The organism is Brevundimonas sp. LPMIX5, from assembly GCF_003576505.1.
Taxonomy (GTDB): domain Bacteria; phylum Pseudomonadota; class Alphaproteobacteria; order Caulobacterales; family Caulobacteraceae; genus Brevundimonas; species Brevundimonas naejangsanensis.
The window spans coordinates 145,753-164,671 of the sequence record NZ_QWTZ01000001.1; the positions used below are offsets into that span (position 1 = coordinate 145,753).

Sequence of the window (18,919 nt, forward strand, 5' to 3'; positions counted from 1 at the left end):
CGGCGACGCGCACGTAGTCTGCGAATGCGTCGGGGGCAAGGCTCATTGCGACGAAAACCCTTCGCGGACGGAAGAACCGACTACGGGCGTCAGGGCGTCGGCGCCCTTTCCAAGCGTCGGCAGCACGATCTGGATGGCGCGGGCGGCGCCTTCGCTGACGGGGGCTGTGGCGGCCTCGGAAAGCCAGCGCGGCGGGTTGTCCTGCATGGCGCCCATGATGATCAGGTGGACCGCCCCGATCAGGGCGAGGGCGCGAACCAGACCGACCGCCAGACCCAGCGTCTGGTCCAGCACGCCCAGCGCATGGCCGCGCGCGCCCTGCGAAATGGCTGAACCGATAAAACGCAGGCCGAAATAGAGGATGACGAAGACCAGCCCCACGGCCAGCACCGACCCTGCCCAGTCGGGATCGACCAGAGAGCGCCCGACCGGCGCCGTCCACGGCAGGGTGATCAGGGCCAGCAGCGCCGCCAGCAGGAAGCTGAACAGGGCCGTGATCTCGCGCATGCCGCCCCGGAACCATCCGGCGGCGCCCGAGGCCAGCAGGGCCAGGATCACGAAGACGTCGTAGCCGGTCACGCGCTCTGCGGCCTCAAGGAGGATGGGGAACGCGCCCTAATAGCGGTTCTGGGAGATTCGCTCGACCGCGTCGGTCAGGCGGGTGACGACGGTCAGGGCGACGTCGCCCTTCTTCACCTTTCCATTGGCCTGTGGCGGGGCGAGGGCGCGCTCGAAGCCGAGCTTCTGGGCCTCGCGCAGGCGGGCCTCGGCCCGGCCGACGGCGCGGACCTCGCCCGACAGGCCGATCTCGCCGAAGACGACACAGCCCTGCGGCAGGGGCATGTCCAGCGCCGATGAGATCAGGGCGGCGGCGGCGGCCAGATCGGCGGCGGGCTCGTTGATCCGCATCCCGCCCGCGACGTTCAGATAGACGTCCTTGTCGCCGAACCCCAGACCGCAGCGCGCCTCCAGCACCGCCAGCAGCATGGCGAGGCGACCGGAGTCCCAACCGACGACGGCGCGTCTTGGCGTTCCGTATGCAGAAGGCGCGACAAGAGCCTGTATTTCCACCAGAACAGGGCGAGACCCCTCGATTCCGGCGAAAACGGCGGCGCCCGGCGCCCGGTCCTTGCCTTCGCCCAGGAACAGGGCGGAGGGGTTGGGCACTTCACGCAGGCCGGCGTCGCCCATCTCGAACACGCCAATCTCGTCGGTGGCGCCGAAACGGTTCTTGCCCGCGCGCAGGATGCGGAAGGGATAGCCGCGCTCGCCCTCGAAGCTGAGGACGGCGTCGACCATGTGTTCGACCACGCGCGGCCCGGCGATCTGGCCGTCCTTGGTGACGTGGCCGACCAGGACGATGGCCGGACCGCCGTTCTTGGCCAGCCGCACCAGTTCGGCGGCGCAGGCGCGCACCTGGGTGATGGAGCCCGGCCCGGCGTCGTGGGCGTCGCTCCACAGCGTCTGGATGGAGTCGATGATGACGATGTCGAACGGATCGCGCTTCAGCGTCGTCAGTATGTCGCGCAGGGCGGTGGCGGAGGCCAGGGCCACGTCGGCGTCGGCCACGCCCATGCGTTTGGCGCGGGCGCGGATCTGCTCGATGGCTTCCTCGCCCGAGATATAGGCGACCCTGGCGCCGTTGCGCGCGGCCTTGGCCGTGACCTCCAGCAGCAGGGTCGACTTGCCGACGCCGGGGTCGCCGCCCAGCAGGATGGCCGAGCCGGGCACGACGCCGCCGCCGCAGACGCGGTCGAACTCGGTCACCCCGGTGACGATGCGCGGCGGCTCAGGCGTGTCGGATTGCAGCGTCTCGAACTGCACCCCGCGCCCGCGCGCGGTCGAGGCGGGCTTCATGGCGCCCGGCGGGGCGGCCTTGGACTCCTCGACCAGCACGTTCCACTCGCCGCAGGCCGAGCATTGCCCGGCCCATTTGGAATGAACCGCCCCGCAGGATTTGCAGACGAAGAGAAGAGAGTCGCGCGCCATGAGACAGACCTAGCAGATCAGACGGCCGAGGGCAGGCGGGTTGGACCGCGATGCGTCCAAAACTGTCATAGGGAGACTGCGGGGTTGCGCAGGCGTCCACACAGCCGTCATTCTGCCATGATAAGGCCGTGATCCGACTCAACCGCCCGGAAGGCAAACGAATGACCCTGGAAAATCCCCCCGCCGTCGATCCCTCCCTCGTCTCGCGGGTGAAGTTCATCCTGACGCGGCCCAAGTTCGAATGGCCGGTGATCGACGCCGAGAGCGCGACCATCAAGGGGCTGTTCACCAACTACGCCGTCATTCTGGCGGCCATTCCGGCGGTGGCGACCGTCGTGGGCCAGATCGCCTTCGGTCATCGCGGACTGGTCGGACCGGTGCTGGCGGGCGCGCTCAGCTATGTGCTGAGCCTGATCAGCGTTTACATCCTGGGCATGATCATCGATGCCCTGGCGCCGACCTTTGGCGGGACCAAGGACCGGGTGAAGGCGATGCAGGTCGCCGTCTATTCCATGACGCCCATGTGGGTGGCGGGCGTGCTGAACATCATCCCGACGCTGGGCTGGTTGGCGCTTCTGATCGGCTTTTACGGCTTCTATCTGATGTATCTGGGCCTGCCGGTGCTGATGAAGACGACGGCCGAAAAGGCGCTGGGCTACACCATCGTCGTGGTCGTGGCGGCCATCATCCTGTGGGCGATCGTCTGGTCGCTGGTCGCAGCGGTCATCGCCAGTTTCGTCATCGTCGGCGTGGGCGCGACGGCCTTCGCCCTGAGCTAAGTCTGAAGATGAAGGGCTGGGGCGGTGCGCCCCGGCCCTTTGCTATTCAGCCCTTGTAGACGCGCGGCACGCGTGGCGTGATCGAGGTCAGCAGTTCATAGCTGATGGTGCCTGCCGCCGTGGCCGCATCGTCGATCAGGCGGTTGGCGCCGTAGATCTCGACCGGATCGCCCGCCTTGACGTCCAGGCCGGTTACGTCGACGGCCAGCACGTCCATCGACACCCGGCCGATGATCGGCCGCATCTCGCCTGCGATGAGGACCTGTCCCTTGGGGCTGTAGGAGCGCAGCACGCCGTCGGCGTAGCCGGCGCCGACAGTCGCCACGCGCATGGGTCTGTCGGCCCTGTGGCCCTGGGCATAGCCGACGGTTTCGCCTGCGGGCACGTCGCGCACCTGCACCGCCTGGGCTATCAGGCTGGCGACGGGGGCGATCTTTTCATGAGGACGACCTTCCGGGCCGCCGCCGTACAGGCAGATGCCGGGGCGCACCACGTCGAAGGCGAAGTCCGGTCCCAGGAAGCAGCCGCCCGAGTTGGCCAGCGAGCGCGTCGCGCCCGGGTAGCGCTGGGCCGCTGCGGCGAAGGCGTCGCGCTGGGCGCGGTTCAGCGGGTTCGACGGCTCGTCGGCGCAGGCCAGGTGGGTCATCACCAGTTCGAGGCCCTCGAACGGTTCAGGCGCGTCCTCGACGCGGAAGCCCAGCCGGTTCATGCCGGTGTCCAGTTGCAGGGCGCAGGCGCCGCCGCCCGCCGCCAGCCAGGTCTGAAGCTGGGTCGGGTGGTTGATGACGGGCCGCAGGTTCGAGGTCTTGAGCATGGCCGCGCCATCGCCGTGGCAGCCGTCCAGAATATAGATGACCGGTTCGGGCCCGATCGCCTCGCGCAGACGCACGCTCTCGGCGGCGCGGGCGACGAAGAAGGTGCGGGCGCCCTCGGCCATCAACCGACGGGCCACGGCGGCGGCGCCCAGGCCGTAGCCGTCGGCCTTCACGACCGGATTGACCGGACGGCCCGTCACGGTTTCGAGGGTGCGATAGTTGCGGACGAGCGCGTCCAGATCGACATTGAGGACAGCGGGAGCAAGGACGGGGGAGGTCATGAAAAGGGTTATAGGCCGCTGCTCGGGCGGCGCTACCGGCTTTTATGTCCTAGCGACACGCGTGTGGCCCCGACCGGAGGGTGGAGCATTTACTCCGGAATATCCGCATAGGCGCCGCCGTAGCGGCCGTCGTGGGCCAGGTTGCCGAAGCGGGTGGTGTTGGAATCGAACGCCAGCTTGACGATGCCGATGGGGCCGTGACGCTGCTTGCCGATGACGACCTCGGCCTGATGCTGCAGGCGGTCCATGTCTTCCTGCCACTTCAGGTGTTCTTCGGTGCCTTCGCGCGGCTCAGCGCGGCCCAGGTAGTAGCTTTCGCGATAGACGAACATGACGCAGTCGGCGTCCTGCTCGATCGAGCCGGATTCCCGCAGGTCGGACAGTTGCGGCCGCTTGTCCTCGCGCTGCTCGACCTGACGCGACAGCTGCGACAGGGCGATGATGGGGACGTTCAGCTCCTTGGCGAGAGCCTTCAGGCCGCCGGTGATTTCGGAGACTTCCTGCACCCGGTTCTTCTGGCTGTTGTCGCCGGTGGTGACGAGCTGGAGGTAGTCGACCACGATCAGGTCCAGACCGTTTTCCATCCGCTTCAGCCGCCGCGCGCGCGCCGCCAGCTTGGAGATGGACAGGCCGCCGGTGGCGTCGATGTAGAGCGGGCTTTCGCCGATCTCGATGGCGGCGTCGCGAATCTTGCCGAAGTCCGAGGCGTCGATCTCGCCCTTGCGCAGCTTGTCCGAGGATACGCCCGAGGCGTCGGCCAGAATACGCATGGCCAGTTGTTCGGCGCTCATTTCCAGCGAGTAGAAGGCGACCACGCCGCCGTCGACGGTCTTGCGCCCGCCGTCCGGGGTCGGCTCCCATCGATAGTTGCGCGCGACGTTGAAGGCGATGTTGGTCGCCAGCGCCGTCTTGCCCATGGAGGGACGGCCCGCGAGGATCAGAAGGTCGGAGGGGTGCAGGCCGCCCAGCTTCTGGTCCAGATCGTCCAGCCGGGTGGCCAGACCGGCCAGCTTGCCCTCGCGCTGATAGGCCTCGCCCGCCATTTCCACAGCGCCCGACAGGGCCTGTGAGAAGGACACGAAGCCCGACGACGGCTTGCCCGTCTCGGCCAGCGAATACAGGGTCTGTTCGGCCTGTTCGATCTGCTCGTCGGCGGGCGTTTCGGGGTTGGGCGCCTCCTTGATGATCTCGCCGCCGATGCGGATCAGGTCGCGGCGCAGGGCCAGGTCATAGACGACGCGGGCGTAGTCCGGGGCGTTGGCGGCGGGCGGCGCCCGGTCCACCAGATCGGCCAGATAGCGCAGGCCGCCGAATTCCTGAAACGCCGGATCCTGCTTGAAGCGCTCCATCAGAATGGTCGGCTCGGCCAGCAGACCCTGACGGATGTGGTCCTCGATGGCGTCGAACAGCCGCTGGTGGAAGGGCTCGTAGAAATGGCTGCCGCGCAGCCGGTCCGACAGGCGTTCGAACACGGCGTTGTCGAACATCAGCGAGCCCAGCAGGGCCTGCTCCGCCTCCAGGTTATGGGGCATGGACGACACCTGCACGGGGTCGTTAGCGGAATCATAGGGCAGGGGGGCGAAGGCGTTCATCGACATCATCAATAGCCATAGGCGCGCCCTGCGTCAGACGCGGGCGCGGTCGTCGTCGTGGACAGTCGCCTGCGCCTGTGGACGGGCGCGGAAAACCGCTGTCGGATCAGTGAGGGGCCGTCAGCTGCGGCAGGGGTAGCGTTCGACCATCCAGTCGCGCACGGCCTGGGTCACGGTGACGCGACGCCGCGCCTCGGGCATGGTCTCGAAGCGGGCGACGAGCGTCTCGGGGGTGATGCCGGTGCCGGAGGCGGGGATGCAGTGGGCCGGGCGGCGACCGGCCGAGACGGCCGAGGCCTGCTCGGCCTTCACCGTGCTGACGGCGCCGGTGACTTCGCGGATCAGGCGACGGGTGTCCGGGCGCATCATGGCGACGGCGCGGTTGCGCGGGATGTTCTGACCGATGGTCAGAAACTGCTGGACGGTCATGTCGGACGACTGGGCCTGGGCGGTGGGAGCGGAGGCGAACAGCGTCACCGAAGCCAGAGGCGCGGCGATGAGGGCGAGAGCGAAACGCGACATGAGGGAATAAATGCGCCCGCCGACGCCGCAGTGCAAGTGCGGGCGCCGGTCAGGCCGGGCAGGGATAGCGTTCGCCCATCCATTCGCGGACGGCCTGGTTGACGCTGATGTGGCGCCGCTGGGCGGGGATGGCGTTGAAGCGGTCCAGGATCTGCTCTGCCGACAGGCTGATCTTGCCGTCGGGGATGCAGGTCGCGGGGCGGCGGCCGGCGGTCTTGGCGGCGGCCTGATCGTCGCGCACGGCCTGGAAGGCCCCTCTAATCTCGTTCATCAGCCGCCGCGTGTCTGAACGCAGCAGGGCGGTCGGATTGCGCGGGATGCGGTTGGCCGAGGTCAGGAACTCCTGAACCGACATGGCGGCGGCTGCGCCGGGCAGGGCCGACAGGGTCAGGGCGGCGACGACGGCGATTGCAGCGGCTTTCATGGCTTCCCTTTCGTCAGGCGCTCAAGCCTAGCTTGCGGATAGCGAGAGAACCATGAGCGATGAACGCCGTCGGACATTAAGTTTTCGTCAGGCGCGGCGGCTGCGACGCACGCCGCGCCTGACGATGGAGGCGCGCTCAAAGGCCAGGGAGGAAGCCTTCAGGCGCGCGGCCTCACCACTTCAGGTTCAGGCGGGCGTAGCCGTAGCGGCCGTTGAAGCCGAACGGGGAGTAGTAGGGGAAGCCCAGCACGCCGTTGCTGTTCAGATCGGCCGGCACGAAATCCGGATACTGGTCGAAGACGTTATCGACGCCGATCGCCAGGCCTACGCGGTCGCTGATCTGGAAGCGGCCTTCCAGATCGATGGTGGTCTTGTCGCCGGTCGAATAGTCGCTGGCCGACGTTGAGCCGGGCTGAAGCACGCTGGCGTAATAGGTCGCCCGCGCTGTCGCGCCCCAGCGGCCCAGATTCCAGTCGGCCGAGGCCGAGACCTTCGTATCCGGCGTGCCTTCTTCGATGGTGGCGATGCGCTGACGCGAGAACAGGGTCGGCACGGGGTTGAGCACCGAAGAGGAGGTCGGGACCTTGGTCACGCTGACATCGTTGACGTTGGCTGCGACGGTGAAGTCCCAGTCGCCGCCCGTCTCGGTGCGCAGGCGATAGCGGCCGACGATGTCGACGCCTTCAGTCTCGGTCGTCACGCCGTTCAGGAAGAAACGCGCGGCCTGGATGCCCAGCGGATCAAGCAGCCCGGCGACCTGGGTCGAGAAGCTGCGGTTGATCAGTTCGGACAGGACGATCTGATCCTCGATCTCGATGCGGTAGGCGTCGATCGTCAGGTCGAAGTTTCCAAGCCGGATCACCGCGCCCAGGGTGTAGTTGGTCGAGGTCTCAGGCTTCAGCGGACGCGCGCCCAGCACCGAGGCCACGGAGCTGGTGGCGGGGAAGGTGCCGGTCTCCACCACAGCCCCGTCCTGAATGACGGATGAGGTCGAGGTGAAGAAGCTCTGCTGCAGCGACGGTGCGCGGAAGCCGGTCGAGACCGAACCGCGCAGGGCGAAGTTGGGGCTGAAGTCATAACGCGCGGCCAGCTTGCCCGTCTGGGCGTCGCCGAAGTCGGAATAGTCCTCGATCCGCACGGCGCCCTCGACCGTGAACTTGTCGGTCAGGGGGATTTCAACGTCGGCGTACAGGGCGAAGGCGTCGCGATCCTCGTTCACCTCGTTCGAGGGCTGGAAGCCGACGAAGCCCTGAGCGCCGCCTGCCAGGCTCGTGTTTGTTCCGAGGGGGCCGCGGTTCCATGATTCCGCCTGACCGGCTTCGATCTTGTAGTTCTCCTTGCGCGCTTCAGCGCCCCAGGCGAAGTTCAGCGGACCGCTCAGCCCGACGTCGAACTGACGCGAGAAGTCGGCGCCGAAGACCAGTTGGTCATAGGTCAGGCCGCCGGAATCAAAGCTGGTCGGCGAAGCGGCGCCATAGGTCGCGTTGAGAGAATCCTCGGTGCGGAAGGCCAGGGCGTTGCGGCCGTAGACCAGGCTGAACTCGGCGTTCCAGCCAGCGATGTCGCCGCGCACGCCGCCCCCGGCCGAGGTATCCTTCGACTGCACCGCGATCTTGGGCAGGAAGCCGTCAGGGTAGATGGACGACACATTGTTCACATTGTCCCGCAGGCGCGGGAAGGCGGCGCTTTCGCTGTCGCGGTGCTGATAGCCGGCCCAGCCGAAGGCCTCCCAGTCTGCGTTCAGCGGCTTGCCGGCGTTGGCGAAGACCGTCCATTGCTCGACATCAGGGTCGCCCGCGCGGGCGGTGATGGCGCCATCTGCGGCGGCGCGCGGGTCGATGTCCGAGCGGTTGGTCGGTTCGCGGTTCAGATATTCCGCCGACAGGGTCAGGAAGCCGTCCGAACCCAGACCCAGTCCCTGCCAGGCCGAAACGGTGGTGGTGGCGCCGTCGGTCTCGTCGCGCTTGCCGCGCGCGGCCTCGACGGTGGTGAAATATTGGCCGTAGGTGACGCTGGCGCCGCCGCCCTCGCGGGCTTCCTTCAGGCGCAGGTTGACCACCCCGGCGATGGCGTCGGAACCGTATTGCGCCGAGGCGCCGTCGCGGAGCACCTCGACGCGGTCCAGGGCTCCGCTGGGAATGGCGTTCAGGTCGACAGCCGCCGAGCCGCGCCCGATCGAGCCGTTGACGTTGACCAGGGCCGAGGCGTGGCGGCGCGTGCCGTTCAGCAGCACCAGGGTCTGGTCAGGCGACAGGCCGCGCAGGGTGGCGGGACGAACCGAGTCGGTGCCGTCGACCACGGTCGGACGGGCGAAGGTCAGCGACGGCACGGTCTGGGCCAGGGCGGCGGCGAACTCGGTCGTGCCGCGGTTCTGCAGGGTCTCGGCCGTCACCACATCGACCGGCGCCAGGGTGTCGAGGCGTGAACGGGCCGGAGCGCGGGTGCCGGTGACGACGATGTCGTCCACTGAGGTGGCGTTGTCGGGCGTGCTCTGGGCCTGGGCGGCGCCGGCGATCAGGAGGGCGGCGCCGGACGCGGCGGCCAGCAGGGCGGGGCGGCGGAACGAAACGATGGGCATGGGAGAGATCAGCTTTTCTGGTTGGACGCGGGGAAAGCGCCGCATACTGAAAGCGCGACGGTCCAAGCCTGCGTCGGTAAGGCTAACGAGAAGTTTCCGAGGGCCGAAATCAGTCACAATCGCGACAGGGAGCGGCCTGCGAACGCGGCTCCCACGTCGGGCGGGACTGGACTGAAGACATGGCGGCTCCGGCGCGTCGAATGTGACGAGACGCGGCGATACTGCGGCGCGAAGACGGCGTCGGGTATCGAGATTACTTCAAAGGTCAGTTAGAAAAGCTAAGGGTAGGCGACGGTTTCGTCCTGTCGCAGGCAGGGGGCCGGGCAAAGAAAAAGGGGCGCTTCCTGCGGAAGCGCCCCTGGATCATCTCGCCGAAGCGACAGGATCAGGCTTCGTCGCCGAAGCCTTCCTGTTGGCCGGCGCCGCCTTCCAGCAGCTCCTGAGCGGCCTGATCAGCAGCTTGACGCTCGTCGTCGAACTGGCTGCGGATCACGTCCTCGCCCTTGGCCTGACGCTCGGCTTCGTCAGCCGAACGGGCGATGTTGATCTTGACCGTGGCCGAGACCTCGGGGTGCAGGCGGACCAGCACCTCGTGGACGCCAAGCGTCTTGATCGCCGTGTTCAGCACAACCTGCGAGCGCTCGACCTTGCCGCCTTCGGCGCGAACGGCCTCAGCGACGTCGCGGCCGGCGACCGAGCCGTACAGCTGGCCGGTTTCACCGGCCTGACGGATCATGATGTAGCTCTGACCGTCGATCTTGTCGGCGATCTTCTGCGACTCGGCCTTGTTCTTCTCGTTGCGCTGCTCGATGGCGGCGCGTTCGATTTCGAAGGCCTTCAGGTTGGCTTCCGTGGCCCGACGCGCCTTGTCGCGCGGCAGGAGGAAGTTACGGGCGAAGCCGTCCTTGACGGTGACGACGTCGCCGATGGCGCCGAGGTTCTCGACGCGTTCCAGCAGAACGACCTTCATCTTACTTCACCACGTACGGCAGGAGGGCCAGGTAGCGGGCGCGCTTGATGGCCTTGGCCAGTTCGCGTTGCTTCTTGGCGGAAACGGCGGTGATGCGCGAAGGCACGATCTTGCCGCGTTCGGAAACGTAACGCTGCAGCAGCTTCACGTCCTTGTAGTCGATCTTCGGCGCGTTGGCGCCCGAGAACGGGCACACCTTGCGGCGACGATAGAAGGGGCGACGGGCCGGGCCGGAGCCGGCCGGAGCGCCCGGGATGGGGGCAGTCGTATCGGTCATGATCCGGTTCCTTATTCCGAAGCCGCGGCGTCTTCGCCGCGCGGGGCGCTGCGGTCACGCTCGCGTTCGCGGCGGGCCAGCAGGGGCGACAGTTCCAGGTCGAGTTCCTCGACGCGGATGGTCAGCCAGCGCAGCACGTCTTCGTTGATCGACAGCTGGCGCTCGACTTCGGCCATGGCGGCCGGCGGGCAGTCGACGGCCATCAGCGAATAATGAGCCTTGCGGTTCTTCTTGACCCGGTAGGTCAGGTTGCGCAGACCCCAGTACTCGATCTTGGCGACGGAGCCGCCGCCTTCTTCGATCAGAGCCTTGATGGTGTCGTTCAGCGCTTCGGCCTGTTGCGCCGAGATATCCTGGCGCGTCATGACCGTGTGCTCGTAAAGAGCCATGCGGTATTCTCCCTTGGCGGACATCGGCGCGAACGAACCGGGTGAGTTCGTCCACGATGGCTCCTGATGCGGCGGACGGGAGTTTCCCGGCCCTTTGACGTTCCGCAGCAGGACCGAAGCCCTGGAAAGGGCGCGCCTATACGGGAAAAAGCCTGTCAGGGCAAGGCAGGGCGCGGGCAGGGGCCCCATCGCATCGTGCGCGGCGCATTCCTCGCAGGAGTTTCACAAAACCCCCGGCGAACCGTCGCACTGGCCCGTTAATCCATAACAGGGATCATATCGGTTCGGGGATACATCCAACATGAAGCTGTCCGTCGCCTGCAAGGTCGCGTCCTTGGCTGCTGCCGCCCTGCTGTCCGCTGCGCCCTCCATGGTGCTGGCGGAGGCGACGAAGCCTGCGCCGCTGCACGCGCCGAACGGGCGCTGGGCGGCCAAGGGGTGGGCCGACCGCATTGTGCTGAGCCCCGCCGCCGACGCTGCGCGCGGCGCCGCCGTCGCCTGGCGCACCGATGTGCGCCAGACCGCCGCAGAGGCCCAGATCGCCGAGGAGATCGACGGCCCGCTGCTGGCCTTCGCCGCCCGCACCGTGGCCGGGACCACGGCGCCGATCGAGAATGAGAACGGCCGCGCCCTCTATCATCAGGCGCGCTTTGACGGGCTGAAACCGGACACGCGCTATGTCTATCGCGTGCGCGCCGCCGACGGCTGGAGCGAGTGGCTGCCATTCCGCACGGCGAAGGCTGAGTTCGCGCCGTTCCGCTTTATCTATCTGGGCGACACCCAGAACGACATTCTGGAGATCGGCTCGCGCGTGATCCGCTCGGCCTTCAAGGAGGCGGGACCGGCGGCGCTGGTCGTTCACGCGGGTGATCTGGTGGCGCAGCGCGAGGAAAAGGTTCACGACGACGAATGGGGCGAATGGACCGAGGCGGGCGGCCGCGCCTTCGCCATGACGCCGCAACTGCCCGCCAGCGGCAACCATGAGTACGTTGATCATGTGCTGCCGAATGGCGAGGAATCGCGCGTTCTGGGCCCGCACTGGCCGCTGCAGTTCGCCCTGCCGGACAATGGCGCCGAGGGGGTGAAGGCGACCAGCTATTATGTCGACTATCAGGGCGTGCGCTTCATCGTGCTGGACGGCACGGCGGCGATCGATCTGGGCGCCGGGGAAAGCCAGACGCGCTGGCTGGATCGTGTGCTGGCCGATAGCTCGGCGCGCTGGAACGTCGCCCTGTTCCACCAGCCGATCTACACCTGCGCCCGGCCCGAGGACACCGAGGAGCTGAAGGCCGCCTGGAAGCCGATCTTCGACGCCCGCAACATCGATCTGGTGCTGCAGGGGCACGACCATTGCTACGGCCGCGTCTCCAACCCGGCCGGGGCCGTGGCCTCGCGCGCCGACAGCGCGGCGGGCCGCCCGCAGGGGCCGGTCTATGTGGTCTCGGTCACGGGGTCGAAGATGTACGGGCTGAACGACCGGGCCGACACACAGCCGGTGCGCGCGGCCGAGAACACCGAGCTGTATCAACTGATCGATGTCGAGGCGGATCGTCTGTCGTTCCGCGCCTTCACAGCGACGGGCGGGCTGTATGACGCCTTCACGCTGGAGCGGCAGGCGGACGGGACGAAGCGTCTGGTCGAAACGGAAGAGACGTTGATGGCCCAGCGTCGCTGCAACGGCGCGGCGGGACCGGACGACCGACCCTGCACGGCGCGCGGGAAGGACTGAGGGCTAAATATCCGCTCATCCCGGCGGACGCCGGGACCCAGTGAGAGCGCCAATCTGAGGTCTGTCCTGTCAGCCGCGCCGCCTTGAAGCCAAAGGACTGGGTCCCGGCGTCCGCCGGGATGAGCGGAGGCGCGAAAGCGCTGGGGTTCTTGCCGTAGGGGAGGGATTCGCCTACCCCTCGCGGCTTGATTCAACGGATGACGGACGATCCCGGATGAGCCTCGCGCTTCTCTTTCCCGGTCAGGGCAGCCAGTCGGTGGGCATGGGCGTGGCCCTGTCGGACGCCTTCGCCAGCGCGCGCGAGGTCTTCGCCGAGGTGGACGACGCCCTGAACCAGAAGCTGTTCGCCTTGATGCGCGAAGGGCCGGAAGATCAGCTGACCCTGACCGAGAACGCCCAGCCGGCCCTGATGGCCGTCTCGGTCGCCACAGCGCGGGTGTTGAAGGTCGAGTTCGGCGTCGATGTGACGCGGGCGGCCTTTGTCGCCGGTCACTCGCTGGGCGAATATTCGGCCCTGGCGGCGGCAGGCGCGATCAGCCTCTCTGACACCGCCCGTCTGCTGAAGTTGCGCGGTCAGGCCATGCAGCGCGCCGTGCCGGTGGGCAAGGGCGCGATGGCCTCGTTGATCGGGCCCAAGACCGATCTGGCGCTGGCTGAAGAAGCCGCCAAGGCCGGTTCGGCGGCGGGCGTCTGCGTCGTCGCCAACGACAACAACAAGGGCAATGTCGTCATCTCGGGCGACAAGGCCGCTGTGGATCTGGCCATCGAGAAGGCCAAGGAGCTGGGCGCGCGCGCCATTCCGCTGAATGTTTCGGCGCCTTTCCATTGCCCTCTGATGCAGCCCGCCGCCGATGAAATGGCCGCCGCTCTGGCTGACGCTAAGATCATCGCGCCGGTCGTGCCGGTGGTCGCCAACGTCACCGCCCGCCCGGAAACCGACGCCGAGGTCATCCGTCGCCTGCTGGTCGAGCAGGTGACGGGCCGCGTGCGCTGGCGCGAGAGCATGGAGTGGATGGCGACTGAAGGCGGCGTGACCCGCTTCGTCGAGGTCGGCTCGGGCAAGGTGCTGACCGGCATGGCCAAGCGGATCGCTCCCGACGCCGAGGCCCTGGCGTTGAATACGGCGGAAGAGCTGGAAGCCTTCGCGAAAACCATCTGAAGCCGCTCATCCCCGCGGAGGCGGGGACCCAGTTCTTTGGGAACGAGATGCGGCGCTTGAAGCTAAAGCCTAGGTCCCCGCCTCCGCGGGGATGAGCGGAGATTTCAATGTTCAATCTTTCGGGAAAGACCGCCCTCGTGACCGGCGCCACCGGCGGCATCGGCGGCGCCATCGCCCGCGCCCTGCACGCGCAAGGCGCCACTGTCGTTCTGTCCGGCACGCGTGAAGCCGTTCTGGCCGATCTGGCCAAGGAACTGGGCGAGCGAGCGCATTTCGCCGCCGCCAACCTGTCGGACGCGGACTCGGTCGACGGTCTGGTTGCGCGCGCGGAGGAAGCGGCGGGCGCGCCGCTGGACATCCTGGTCGCCAACGCGGGCATCACCAAGGACGGCCTGCTGATGCGGATGAAGGACGAGGACTTCCAGTCCGTCATCCAGATCAACCTCGAGAGCTATTTCCGCCTGACCCGCGCGGCGGTGAAGGGGATGATGAAGCGCCGTTCGGGCCGCATCATCGGCATCACCTCGGTGGTCGGCGTCACCGGCAACCCCGGTCAGACCAACTATTCCGCCTCCAAGGCCGGGATGATCGGCTTCTCCAAGTCGCTGGCCCAGGAAGTCGGCTCGCGCGGGATCACGGTCAACTGCATCGCGCCGGGCTTCATCGCCTCGCCGATGACCGACGTGCTGAACGACCAGCAGCGCGAGGCCATCCTGACCAAGATTCCGGCCGGACGTCTGGGCGCGGGCGACGAAATCGCCTCGGCCGCCGTCTATCTGTCGTCGGATGAAGCGGCCTATGTCACCGGCCAGACGCTGCACGTTAACGGCGGCATGGCGATGATTTGATCGAAGCGTGAAGTGTCATCACGACGCGCAACAGACTATTTCCACTTCCGCACCCTGTGCTAAAGGGCACGGACGTCTTTCGGGGGTGAGTCTCATTGAGGCTTGATCCCGGCAGGCAGCCGTGACACGGCGAAACAACCCACGACCCGCCATCACGGCGATTTCAAACAGGCAAGAGAGACACTCATGTCCGACACCCTCGAACGCGTCCGCAAGATCGTGATCGACCACCTGGACGCCGATCCGGACAAGGTCACCGAGAAGGCTTCCTTCATCGACGACCTGGGCGCTGACTCGCTCGACAACGTCGAACTGGTCATGGCCTTCGAAGAAGAATTCGACGTCGAAATCCCGGATGACGCGGCTGAGCACATCCAGACCGTCGGCGACGCGGTGAAGTTCATCGACGAGAAGCTGGCCGCCTGATCCGGCTGCGATTCGTCGCACTTACCAGCTGATGGCCGCCGTGACGGACCCCTAGCGGGACCGTCCGGCGGCCATTAGTGTTTCTGGTTACGATTCTGACCAAGAAGGAGCGCGAACCATGCGCCGCGTCGTCATCACGGGCCTCGGCCTGGTTACGCCTCTGGGCACGGGCGTCGAGCACGTCTGGAAGGGCATTCTGGAAGGCCGCTCGGGCATCCGTCCGATCACCGCCTTCGACACCGAGGGCTACGGCTGCACCATCGCGGGCGAAGTGCCCAGCGTCGACGGGCGCGGCGGCGGCGAGGCGGACCAGCCCGGCGTCTTTGATCCTGACCAGGTCATGTCCGCCAAGGACCGCAAGCGCGTCGACGACTTCATCCTGTACGCCATCGCAGCGGCGGACGAGGCGTTGGCCGATGCGAACTGGAAGCCCGAAACGGAAGACGACAAGGAAGCGACTGGCGTCATGGTCGGTTCGGGCATCGGCGGCCTGGGCCCCATCGCGGACACGGCCATCATCCTGAAGGAACAGGGCGTCCGCCGCGTCAGCCCCTTCTTCATCCCCTCGGCCCTGATCAATCTGGCGTCGGGCCAGATTTCGATCCGCCACGGCCTGAAGGGTCCGAACCACTCGGTCGTCACCGCCTGCGCCACCGGCGCCCACGCCATCGGCGACGCGGCCCGGATGATCGCCCTTGGCGACGCGGACGTCATGGTGGCGGGCGGCGCCGAAAGCTCGGTCGTGCCGATCGGCATCGCGGGCTTCCTGGCCTGCAAGGCGCTGTGCACCGCCTATAACGACACGCCGGAGAAGGCTTCACGTCCCTATGATCGCGGCCATGCGGGCTTCGTCATGGGCGAAGGAGCCGGGATCATGGTGCTGGAGGAGTACGAACACGCTAAGGCGCGCGGCGCCAAGATCTACGCCGAGGTCGTCGGCTACGGCATGAGCGGCGACGCCTATCACATCACCGCTCCGTCGGAAGACGGCGACGGCGGCCTGCGGGCCATGAAGGCGGCGCTGAAGCGCGCCGGCATGCAGCCGTCCGACCTGGACTACGTCAACGCCCACGGCACCTCGACCATGGCCGACTGGATCGAGCTGAAGGCGGTCGAGCGGCTGGTCGGCGACCACGCCAGGGACCTGGCCGTGTCGTCCACGAAGTCGATGACGGGCCACCTGCTGGGCGCCGCCGGGGCGATCGAGAGCGTCTTCTCGGTCCTGGCCATCCGCGATCAGATGGCGCCGCCGACCATCAATCTGGACGACCCGGAGATGGAGACGCCGATCGACCTGGTTCCGCACAAGGGCAAGGCCAGGAAGATCGATGTCGCCATGTCCAACAGCTTCGGTTTCGGCGGCACAAACGCCTCTGTGATCTTCAAGAAGGTCGACTGACTTGGCCAAGGCTCCGTCCCGCCGCACCCCCAAGGTTCGCATTCCCAAGTCGCGCGTTCCGAAAAAGGGAAGCGGGGGCGGAGGCGCAAAGGGCGGTCCCAAGATAGGGTTGGGCGTCGGGCTGATCACCGCCGCCGGGACGCTGGGTCTGTTTCTGGTCGCCGCGCTGGTGGCGTTCTGGGCCGTCTACTGGGGGCCGGGACCGAGGGCGGCGGAAGGGGAGGCGACCATCGTCACCCTGCCGTCCGGGGCGGGCGTTCCGGCCATTGCGGCCAATCTGAAATCGGCGGGGGTGATCCGCTCGACCGACCTGTTCCGCGCGGCGATCAGCCTGACCGGCGCCGACCGCAAGATCCGCGCGGGCGAATATGAGGTGCCGTCGGGCGCCTCTCTGGCGACGGTGGTGGGCCTGCTGGTCGACGGCAAGTCGGTTCGCCACTACGTGACCCTGCCCGAGGGCTGGTCCAGCGCCCAGGCGGTCGACATCCTCATGAAACAGCCGGTCCTGATCGGGGAGGTCGAGGTTCCGCCCGAGGGCAGCCTGTGGCCGGAAACCTATGAGGTCACGCGCGGCGAAACCCGCGCCGCCGTCGTCGCCCGGATGCAGCGCGCGGCCAAGACCAAGCTGGAGACGCTGTGGGCCGCCCGCTCGCCCGCCACGGTCGTCACGACGCCGGAAGAGGCGGTCGTCCTGGCCTCCATCGTCGAGAAGGAAACGGGCATCGCCTCCGAACGGCCCGAGGTGGCGGCCGTCTTCACCAACCGCCTGCGTCTGGGGATGCGGCTGGAGAGCGACCCGACCATCGTGTACGGCGTGACCAAGGGGCGGCCGCTGGGGCGCGGCATCCTGCTGTCGGAGTTGCGCAAGCCGACGCCGTGGAACACCTATCTGATCGACGGTCTGCCGCCGACGCCCATCGCCAATCCGGGCGAAGAGGCGATCAAGGCCGTGCTGAACCCGCCGCGTTCGGAATACGTCTTCTTCGTCGCCGACGGCACGGGCGGCCACGTCTTCGCCCGCACCTATCAGGAACATCTGCTGAACGTGGCCCGCTGGCGCGAGATCGAGCGCCGCAAGGCCGGTCTGGCGGCGGGCGAAACCGCGCCGGAGACGTCGCCTGCGCCGATGACGGATGAAGCCGCAGGCCCGGCCATCGCCATTCCGCCGGGCGCCAAGGTCATTCGCGTGCCGACGGAGGCTGGACGATGAGCAACTCTATTTCGAGCGAGATCTCGGGCATGACGGGCTTCGGCCGGGCCGACGGGACGCTGGACGGCTGGACCTGGACGGTCGAGGCGCGCTCGGTCAACGGCCGGTCGCTGGAGATGCGTTTTCGCGGCCCGCACGGCTTCGATAATCTGGAACGGCTGGCCAAGGCCGCGGCTCAGGCGCGGCTGAACCGCGGGCAGGTGACGCTGGGCCTTCAGGCTAAACGCGCCGAGGGAACCGAGCCCGCGCCGCGCGTTAATGAGGCGGTGCTGGCGACCTATCTGCGGCTGGCGAACCAGTTGGCGGAGGAAGGAGCGACCCCGCCCTCGGCCGACGGCCTTCTGGCCCTGCGCGGCGTCATCGAGGTCGCCGAAGAGGACGAGGACGCCGAAGGTCGCGCCGCCCTTGAGGCCGCCATGGCCGCCACGGTCGAACAGGCGCTGGATGCGCTGAAGGCGTCGCGTCAGCGCGAGGGTGAGCAACTGACGCCGGTGATCCACGACTTCGTCGGGACCATCGAGGCTCTGGTCGCGCGCGCCGAACTAGAGGCGTCGGCTCAGGTCGAGGCCATCCGCGACCGCTTCACGCGCCGCATCAGCGAACTGGCGCCCGATGCACCCGGCCTGGACGAGCGCGTCTTCCTTGAGGCTGCGGCGCTGGCGACCAAGGCCGATGTGCGCGAGGAGCTGGACCGGCTGACGGCCCACGTCGCCTCGGCCCGCGCACTGTTGCAGCAACCCCCCGCCGGTCGAAAACTCGACTTCCTGATGCAGGAATTCATGCGCGAGGCGAACACCCTCTGTTCGAAATCCGCTACGACCGCCCTCACCGGAATCGGCCTGGAGTTGAAGGCCGTCATCGAGCAGCTTCGAGAACAAGTTCAGAATGTCGAATAACCGCACCCCCCGCCGTGGCGTCCTGCTGATCGTGGCCAGTCCGTCGGGGGCCGGAAAGACCTCGCTGTGCCGCCGCCTGATGGCCGATCACAAGGGGCTGGAGCTGTCGGTCTCCATGACAACGCGCGACATCCGTCCGGGGGAGGTGGACGGGCGCGACTACAACTTCGTTTCGGTTGAGGAATTCCAGCGCCTGATCGACGCCGACGCCTTCCTGGAATGGGCCGATGTGCACGGCAACCGCTACGGCAGCCCGGCCGCCCCGGTCGAAAGGGCGCTGGCCGAGGGGCGCGACGTCCTGTTCGACATCGACTGGCAGGGCGCCCGCGACGTGGCCGCCAAATGCCCCGGCGACGCCGTGCGGGTTTTCATCCTGCCGCCCAGCCTTGAGGAACTGCGCCGCCGTCTGGTGACGCGTTCTCAGGACGCCGAGGATGTGATCGAGCGCCGGGTCGCCAACGCCAAGGGCGAAATCGAGCACTGCGACGAGTTCGACTATGTGCTGGTCAATGAGGACTTTGATAGGTCCTATGCCGAACTGGCGCACATCTATCACGCTGAGCGCAGCTGCCGTCGCCGCAACCTGTGGGTCGACGGTTATAAGGCCGCCCTGTTGAAGGAAGTGGTCTGACGCGC

Annotated in this window: 19 protein-coding genes; 9 read left to right on the plus strand and 10 right to left on the minus strand. The window is 67.4% G+C overall.

What is annotated here, in order from left to right:
* Positions 1-42: 42 nt before the first annotated feature.
* Both D1604_RS00735 and radA read right to left on the minus strand, forming a co-directional pair.
* On the minus strand, positions 43-579 hold the full coding sequence (locus D1604_RS00735) for a CvpA family protein (protein ID WP_119411791.1): 537 nt from the start codon (positions 577-579) through the stop codon (positions 43-45).
* Positions 580-615: 36 nt separating this feature from the next.
* Entirely contained in the window at positions 616-1,989 is a 1,374-nt protein-coding gene (radA, locus tag D1604_RS00740; RefSeq protein WP_119411792.1) for a DNA repair protein RadA, read from the minus strand.
* A gap of 161 nt (positions 1,990-2,150) precedes the next feature.
* On the opposite strand from radA, the gene D1604_RS00745 reads away from it, so the two are divergent.
* Positions 2,151-2,768: a Yip1 family protein gene (locus D1604_RS00745; RefSeq protein ID WP_119411793.1), complete on the plus strand. Its 618-nt coding sequence runs from the start codon at positions 2,151-2,153 to the stop codon at positions 2,766-2,768.
* A gap of 46 nt (positions 2,769-2,814) precedes the next feature.
* Here D1604_RS00745 and alr read toward each other — a convergent pair whose 3' ends face one another.
* The 8 genes from alr to rpsF all read right to left on the minus strand — a co-directional run bounded on the left by alr (position 2,815) and on the right by rpsF (position 10,616).
* Positions 2,815-3,864 (minus strand): alanine racemase, encoded by a 1,050-nt coding sequence (alr, locus tag D1604_RS00750; RefSeq protein WP_119411794.1) that lies wholly within the window; start codon positions 3,862-3,864, stop codon positions 2,815-2,817.
* Positions 3,865-3,953: 89 nt separating this feature from the next.
* Positions 3,954-5,456, minus strand: coding sequence for a replicative DNA helicase (locus D1604_RS00755; RefSeq protein WP_024353040.1), 1,503 nt, complete (start codon positions 5,454-5,456; stop codon positions 3,954-3,956).
* 120 nt (positions 5,457-5,576) lie between these two features.
* On the minus strand, positions 5,577-5,978 hold the full coding sequence (locus D1604_RS00760; RefSeq protein WP_024353039.1) for a hypothetical protein: 402 nt from the start codon (positions 5,976-5,978) through the stop codon (positions 5,577-5,579).
* Between the two features lie 49 nt (positions 5,979-6,027).
* Positions 6,028-6,402, minus strand: a complete 375-nt coding sequence (locus D1604_RS00765) for a hypothetical protein (protein ID WP_024353038.1) — start codon at positions 6,400-6,402, stop codon at positions 6,028-6,030.
* Between the two features lie 172 nt (positions 6,403-6,574).
* The gene (locus D1604_RS00770; RefSeq protein WP_119411795.1) at positions 6,575-8,980 is read right to left on the minus strand and encodes a TonB-dependent receptor plug domain-containing protein; all 2,406 of its coding nucleotides are present in this window, start codon (positions 8,978-8,980) and stop codon (positions 6,575-6,577) included.
* 385 nt (positions 8,981-9,365) lie between these two features.
* Complete coding sequence (rplI, locus tag D1604_RS00775) at positions 9,366-9,950, minus strand: 50S ribosomal protein L9 (protein WP_024353036.1); 585 nt, start codon at positions 9,948-9,950, stop codon at positions 9,366-9,368.
* A gap of 1 nt (position 9,951) precedes the next feature.
* The gene (gene rpsR, locus D1604_RS00780; protein ID WP_003167100.1) at positions 9,952-10,227 is read right to left on the minus strand and encodes a 30S ribosomal protein S18; all 276 of its coding nucleotides are present in this window, start codon (positions 10,225-10,227) and stop codon (positions 9,952-9,954) included.
* An 11-nt stretch (positions 10,228-10,238) separates the two neighbouring features.
* Positions 10,239-10,616, minus strand: a complete 378-nt coding sequence (gene rpsF / locus D1604_RS00785) for a 30S ribosomal protein S6 (RefSeq protein WP_024353035.1) — start codon at positions 10,614-10,616, stop codon at positions 10,239-10,241.
* Between the two features lie 301 nt (positions 10,617-10,917).
* On the opposite strand from rpsF, the gene D1604_RS00790 reads away from it, so the two are divergent.
* The 8 genes from D1604_RS00790 to gmk all read left to right on the plus strand — a co-directional run bounded on the left by D1604_RS00790 (position 10,918) and on the right by gmk (position 18,914).
* Entirely contained in the window at positions 10,918-12,345 is a 1,428-nt protein-coding gene (locus tag D1604_RS00790; RefSeq protein WP_199683603.1) for a purple acid phosphatase family protein, read from the plus strand.
* Positions 12,346-12,559: 214 nt separating this feature from the next.
* Entirely contained in the window at positions 12,560-13,504 is a 945-nt protein-coding gene (fabD, locus tag D1604_RS00795; RefSeq protein ID WP_119411796.1) for an ACP S-malonyltransferase, read from the plus strand.
* A gap of 107 nt (positions 13,505-13,611) precedes the next feature.
* Complete coding sequence (gene fabG / locus D1604_RS00800) at positions 13,612-14,352, plus strand: 3-oxoacyl-[acyl-carrier-protein] reductase (RefSeq protein WP_119411797.1); 741 nt, start codon at positions 13,612-13,614, stop codon at positions 14,350-14,352.
* Between the two features lie 186 nt (positions 14,353-14,538).
* Positions 14,539-14,778 carry an acyl carrier protein gene (locus tag D1604_RS00805; protein WP_003165440.1) on the plus strand — a complete coding sequence of 80 codons (240 nt, stop codon included), beginning with the start codon at positions 14,539-14,541 and terminating at the stop codon, positions 14,776-14,778.
* A 118-nt stretch (positions 14,779-14,896) separates the two neighbouring features.
* Entirely contained in the window at positions 14,897-16,177 is a 1,281-nt protein-coding gene (gene fabF / locus D1604_RS00810; protein WP_119411798.1) for a beta-ketoacyl-ACP synthase II, read from the plus strand.
* Between the two features lies 1 nt (position 16,178).
* Positions 16,179-17,387, plus strand: coding sequence for an endolytic transglycosylase MltG (gene mltG / locus D1604_RS00815; protein ID WP_119411799.1), 1,209 nt, complete (start codon positions 16,179-16,181; stop codon positions 17,385-17,387).
* Complete coding sequence (locus tag D1604_RS00820) at positions 17,384-18,283, plus strand: YicC/YloC family endoribonuclease (protein WP_119411800.1); 900 nt, start codon at positions 17,384-17,386, stop codon at positions 18,281-18,283. Before mltG ends, D1604_RS00820 begins: the two co-directional genes overlap by 4 nt.
* The gene (gmk, locus tag D1604_RS00825) at positions 18,273-18,914 is read left to right on the plus strand and encodes a guanylate kinase (RefSeq protein ID WP_119411801.1); all 642 of its coding nucleotides are present in this window, start codon (positions 18,273-18,275) and stop codon (positions 18,912-18,914) included. The genes D1604_RS00820 and gmk overlap by 11 nt, the downstream gene beginning before the upstream one ends.
* Positions 18,915-18,919 lie beyond the last annotated feature (5 nt).

Excerpts from the sequence above, each read along its gene's own strand:
- radA (WP_119411792.1), bottom strand. The coding sequence starts at position 1,989 with ATGGCGCGCGACTCTCTTCTCTTCGTCTGCAAATCCTGCGGGGCGGTT.
- D1604_RS00745 (WP_119411793.1), top strand. The coding sequence starts at position 2,151 with ATGACCCTGGAAAATCCCCCCGCCGTCGATCCCTCCCTCGTCTCGCGG.
- alr (WP_119411794.1), bottom strand. The coding sequence starts at position 3,864 with ATGACCTCCCCCGTCCTTGCTCCCGCTGTCCTCAATGTCGATCTGGAC.
- D1604_RS00755 (WP_024353040.1), bottom strand. The coding sequence starts at position 5,456 with ATGAACGCCTTCGCCCCCCTGCCCTATGATTCCGCTAACGACCCCGTG.
- D1604_RS00760 (WP_024353039.1), bottom strand. The coding sequence starts at position 5,978 with ATGTCGCGTTTCGCTCTCGCCCTCATCGCCGCGCCTCTGGCTTCGGTG.
- D1604_RS00765 (WP_024353038.1), bottom strand. The coding sequence starts at position 6,402 with ATGAAAGCCGCTGCAATCGCCGTCGTCGCCGCCCTGACCCTGTCGGCC.
- D1604_RS00770 (WP_119411795.1), bottom strand. The coding sequence starts at position 8,980 with ATGCCCATCGTTTCGTTCCGCCGCCCCGCCCTGCTGGCCGCCGCGTCC.
- rplI (WP_024353036.1), bottom strand. The coding sequence starts at position 9,950 with ATGAAGGTCGTTCTGCTGGAACGCGTCGAGAACCTCGGCGCCATCGGC.
- rpsR (WP_003167100.1), bottom strand. The coding sequence starts at position 10,227 with ATGACCGATACGACTGCCCCCATCCCGGGCGCTCCGGCCGGCTCCGGC.
- rpsF (WP_024353035.1), bottom strand. The coding sequence starts at position 10,616 with ATGGCTCTTTACGAGCACACGGTCATGACGCGCCAGGATATCTCGGCG.
- D1604_RS00790 (WP_199683603.1), top strand. The coding sequence starts at position 10,918 with ATGAAGCTGTCCGTCGCCTGCAAGGTCGCGTCCTTGGCTGCTGCCGCC.
- fabD (WP_119411796.1), top strand. The coding sequence starts at position 12,560 with ATGAGCCTCGCGCTTCTCTTTCCCGGTCAGGGCAGCCAGTCGGTGGGC.
- fabG (WP_119411797.1), top strand. The coding sequence starts at position 13,612 with ATGTTCAATCTTTCGGGAAAGACCGCCCTCGTGACCGGCGCCACCGGC.
- D1604_RS00805 (WP_003165440.1), top strand. The coding sequence starts at position 14,539 with ATGTCCGACACCCTCGAACGCGTCCGCAAGATCGTGATCGACCACCTG.
- fabF (WP_119411798.1), top strand. The coding sequence starts at position 14,897 with ATGCGCCGCGTCGTCATCACGGGCCTCGGCCTGGTTACGCCTCTGGGC.
- D1604_RS00820 (WP_119411800.1), top strand. The coding sequence starts at position 17,384 with ATGAGCAACTCTATTTCGAGCGAGATCTCGGGCATGACGGGCTTCGGC.
- gmk (WP_119411801.1), top strand. The coding sequence starts at position 18,273 with ATGTCGAATAACCGCACCCCCCGCCGTGGCGTCCTGCTGATCGTGGCC.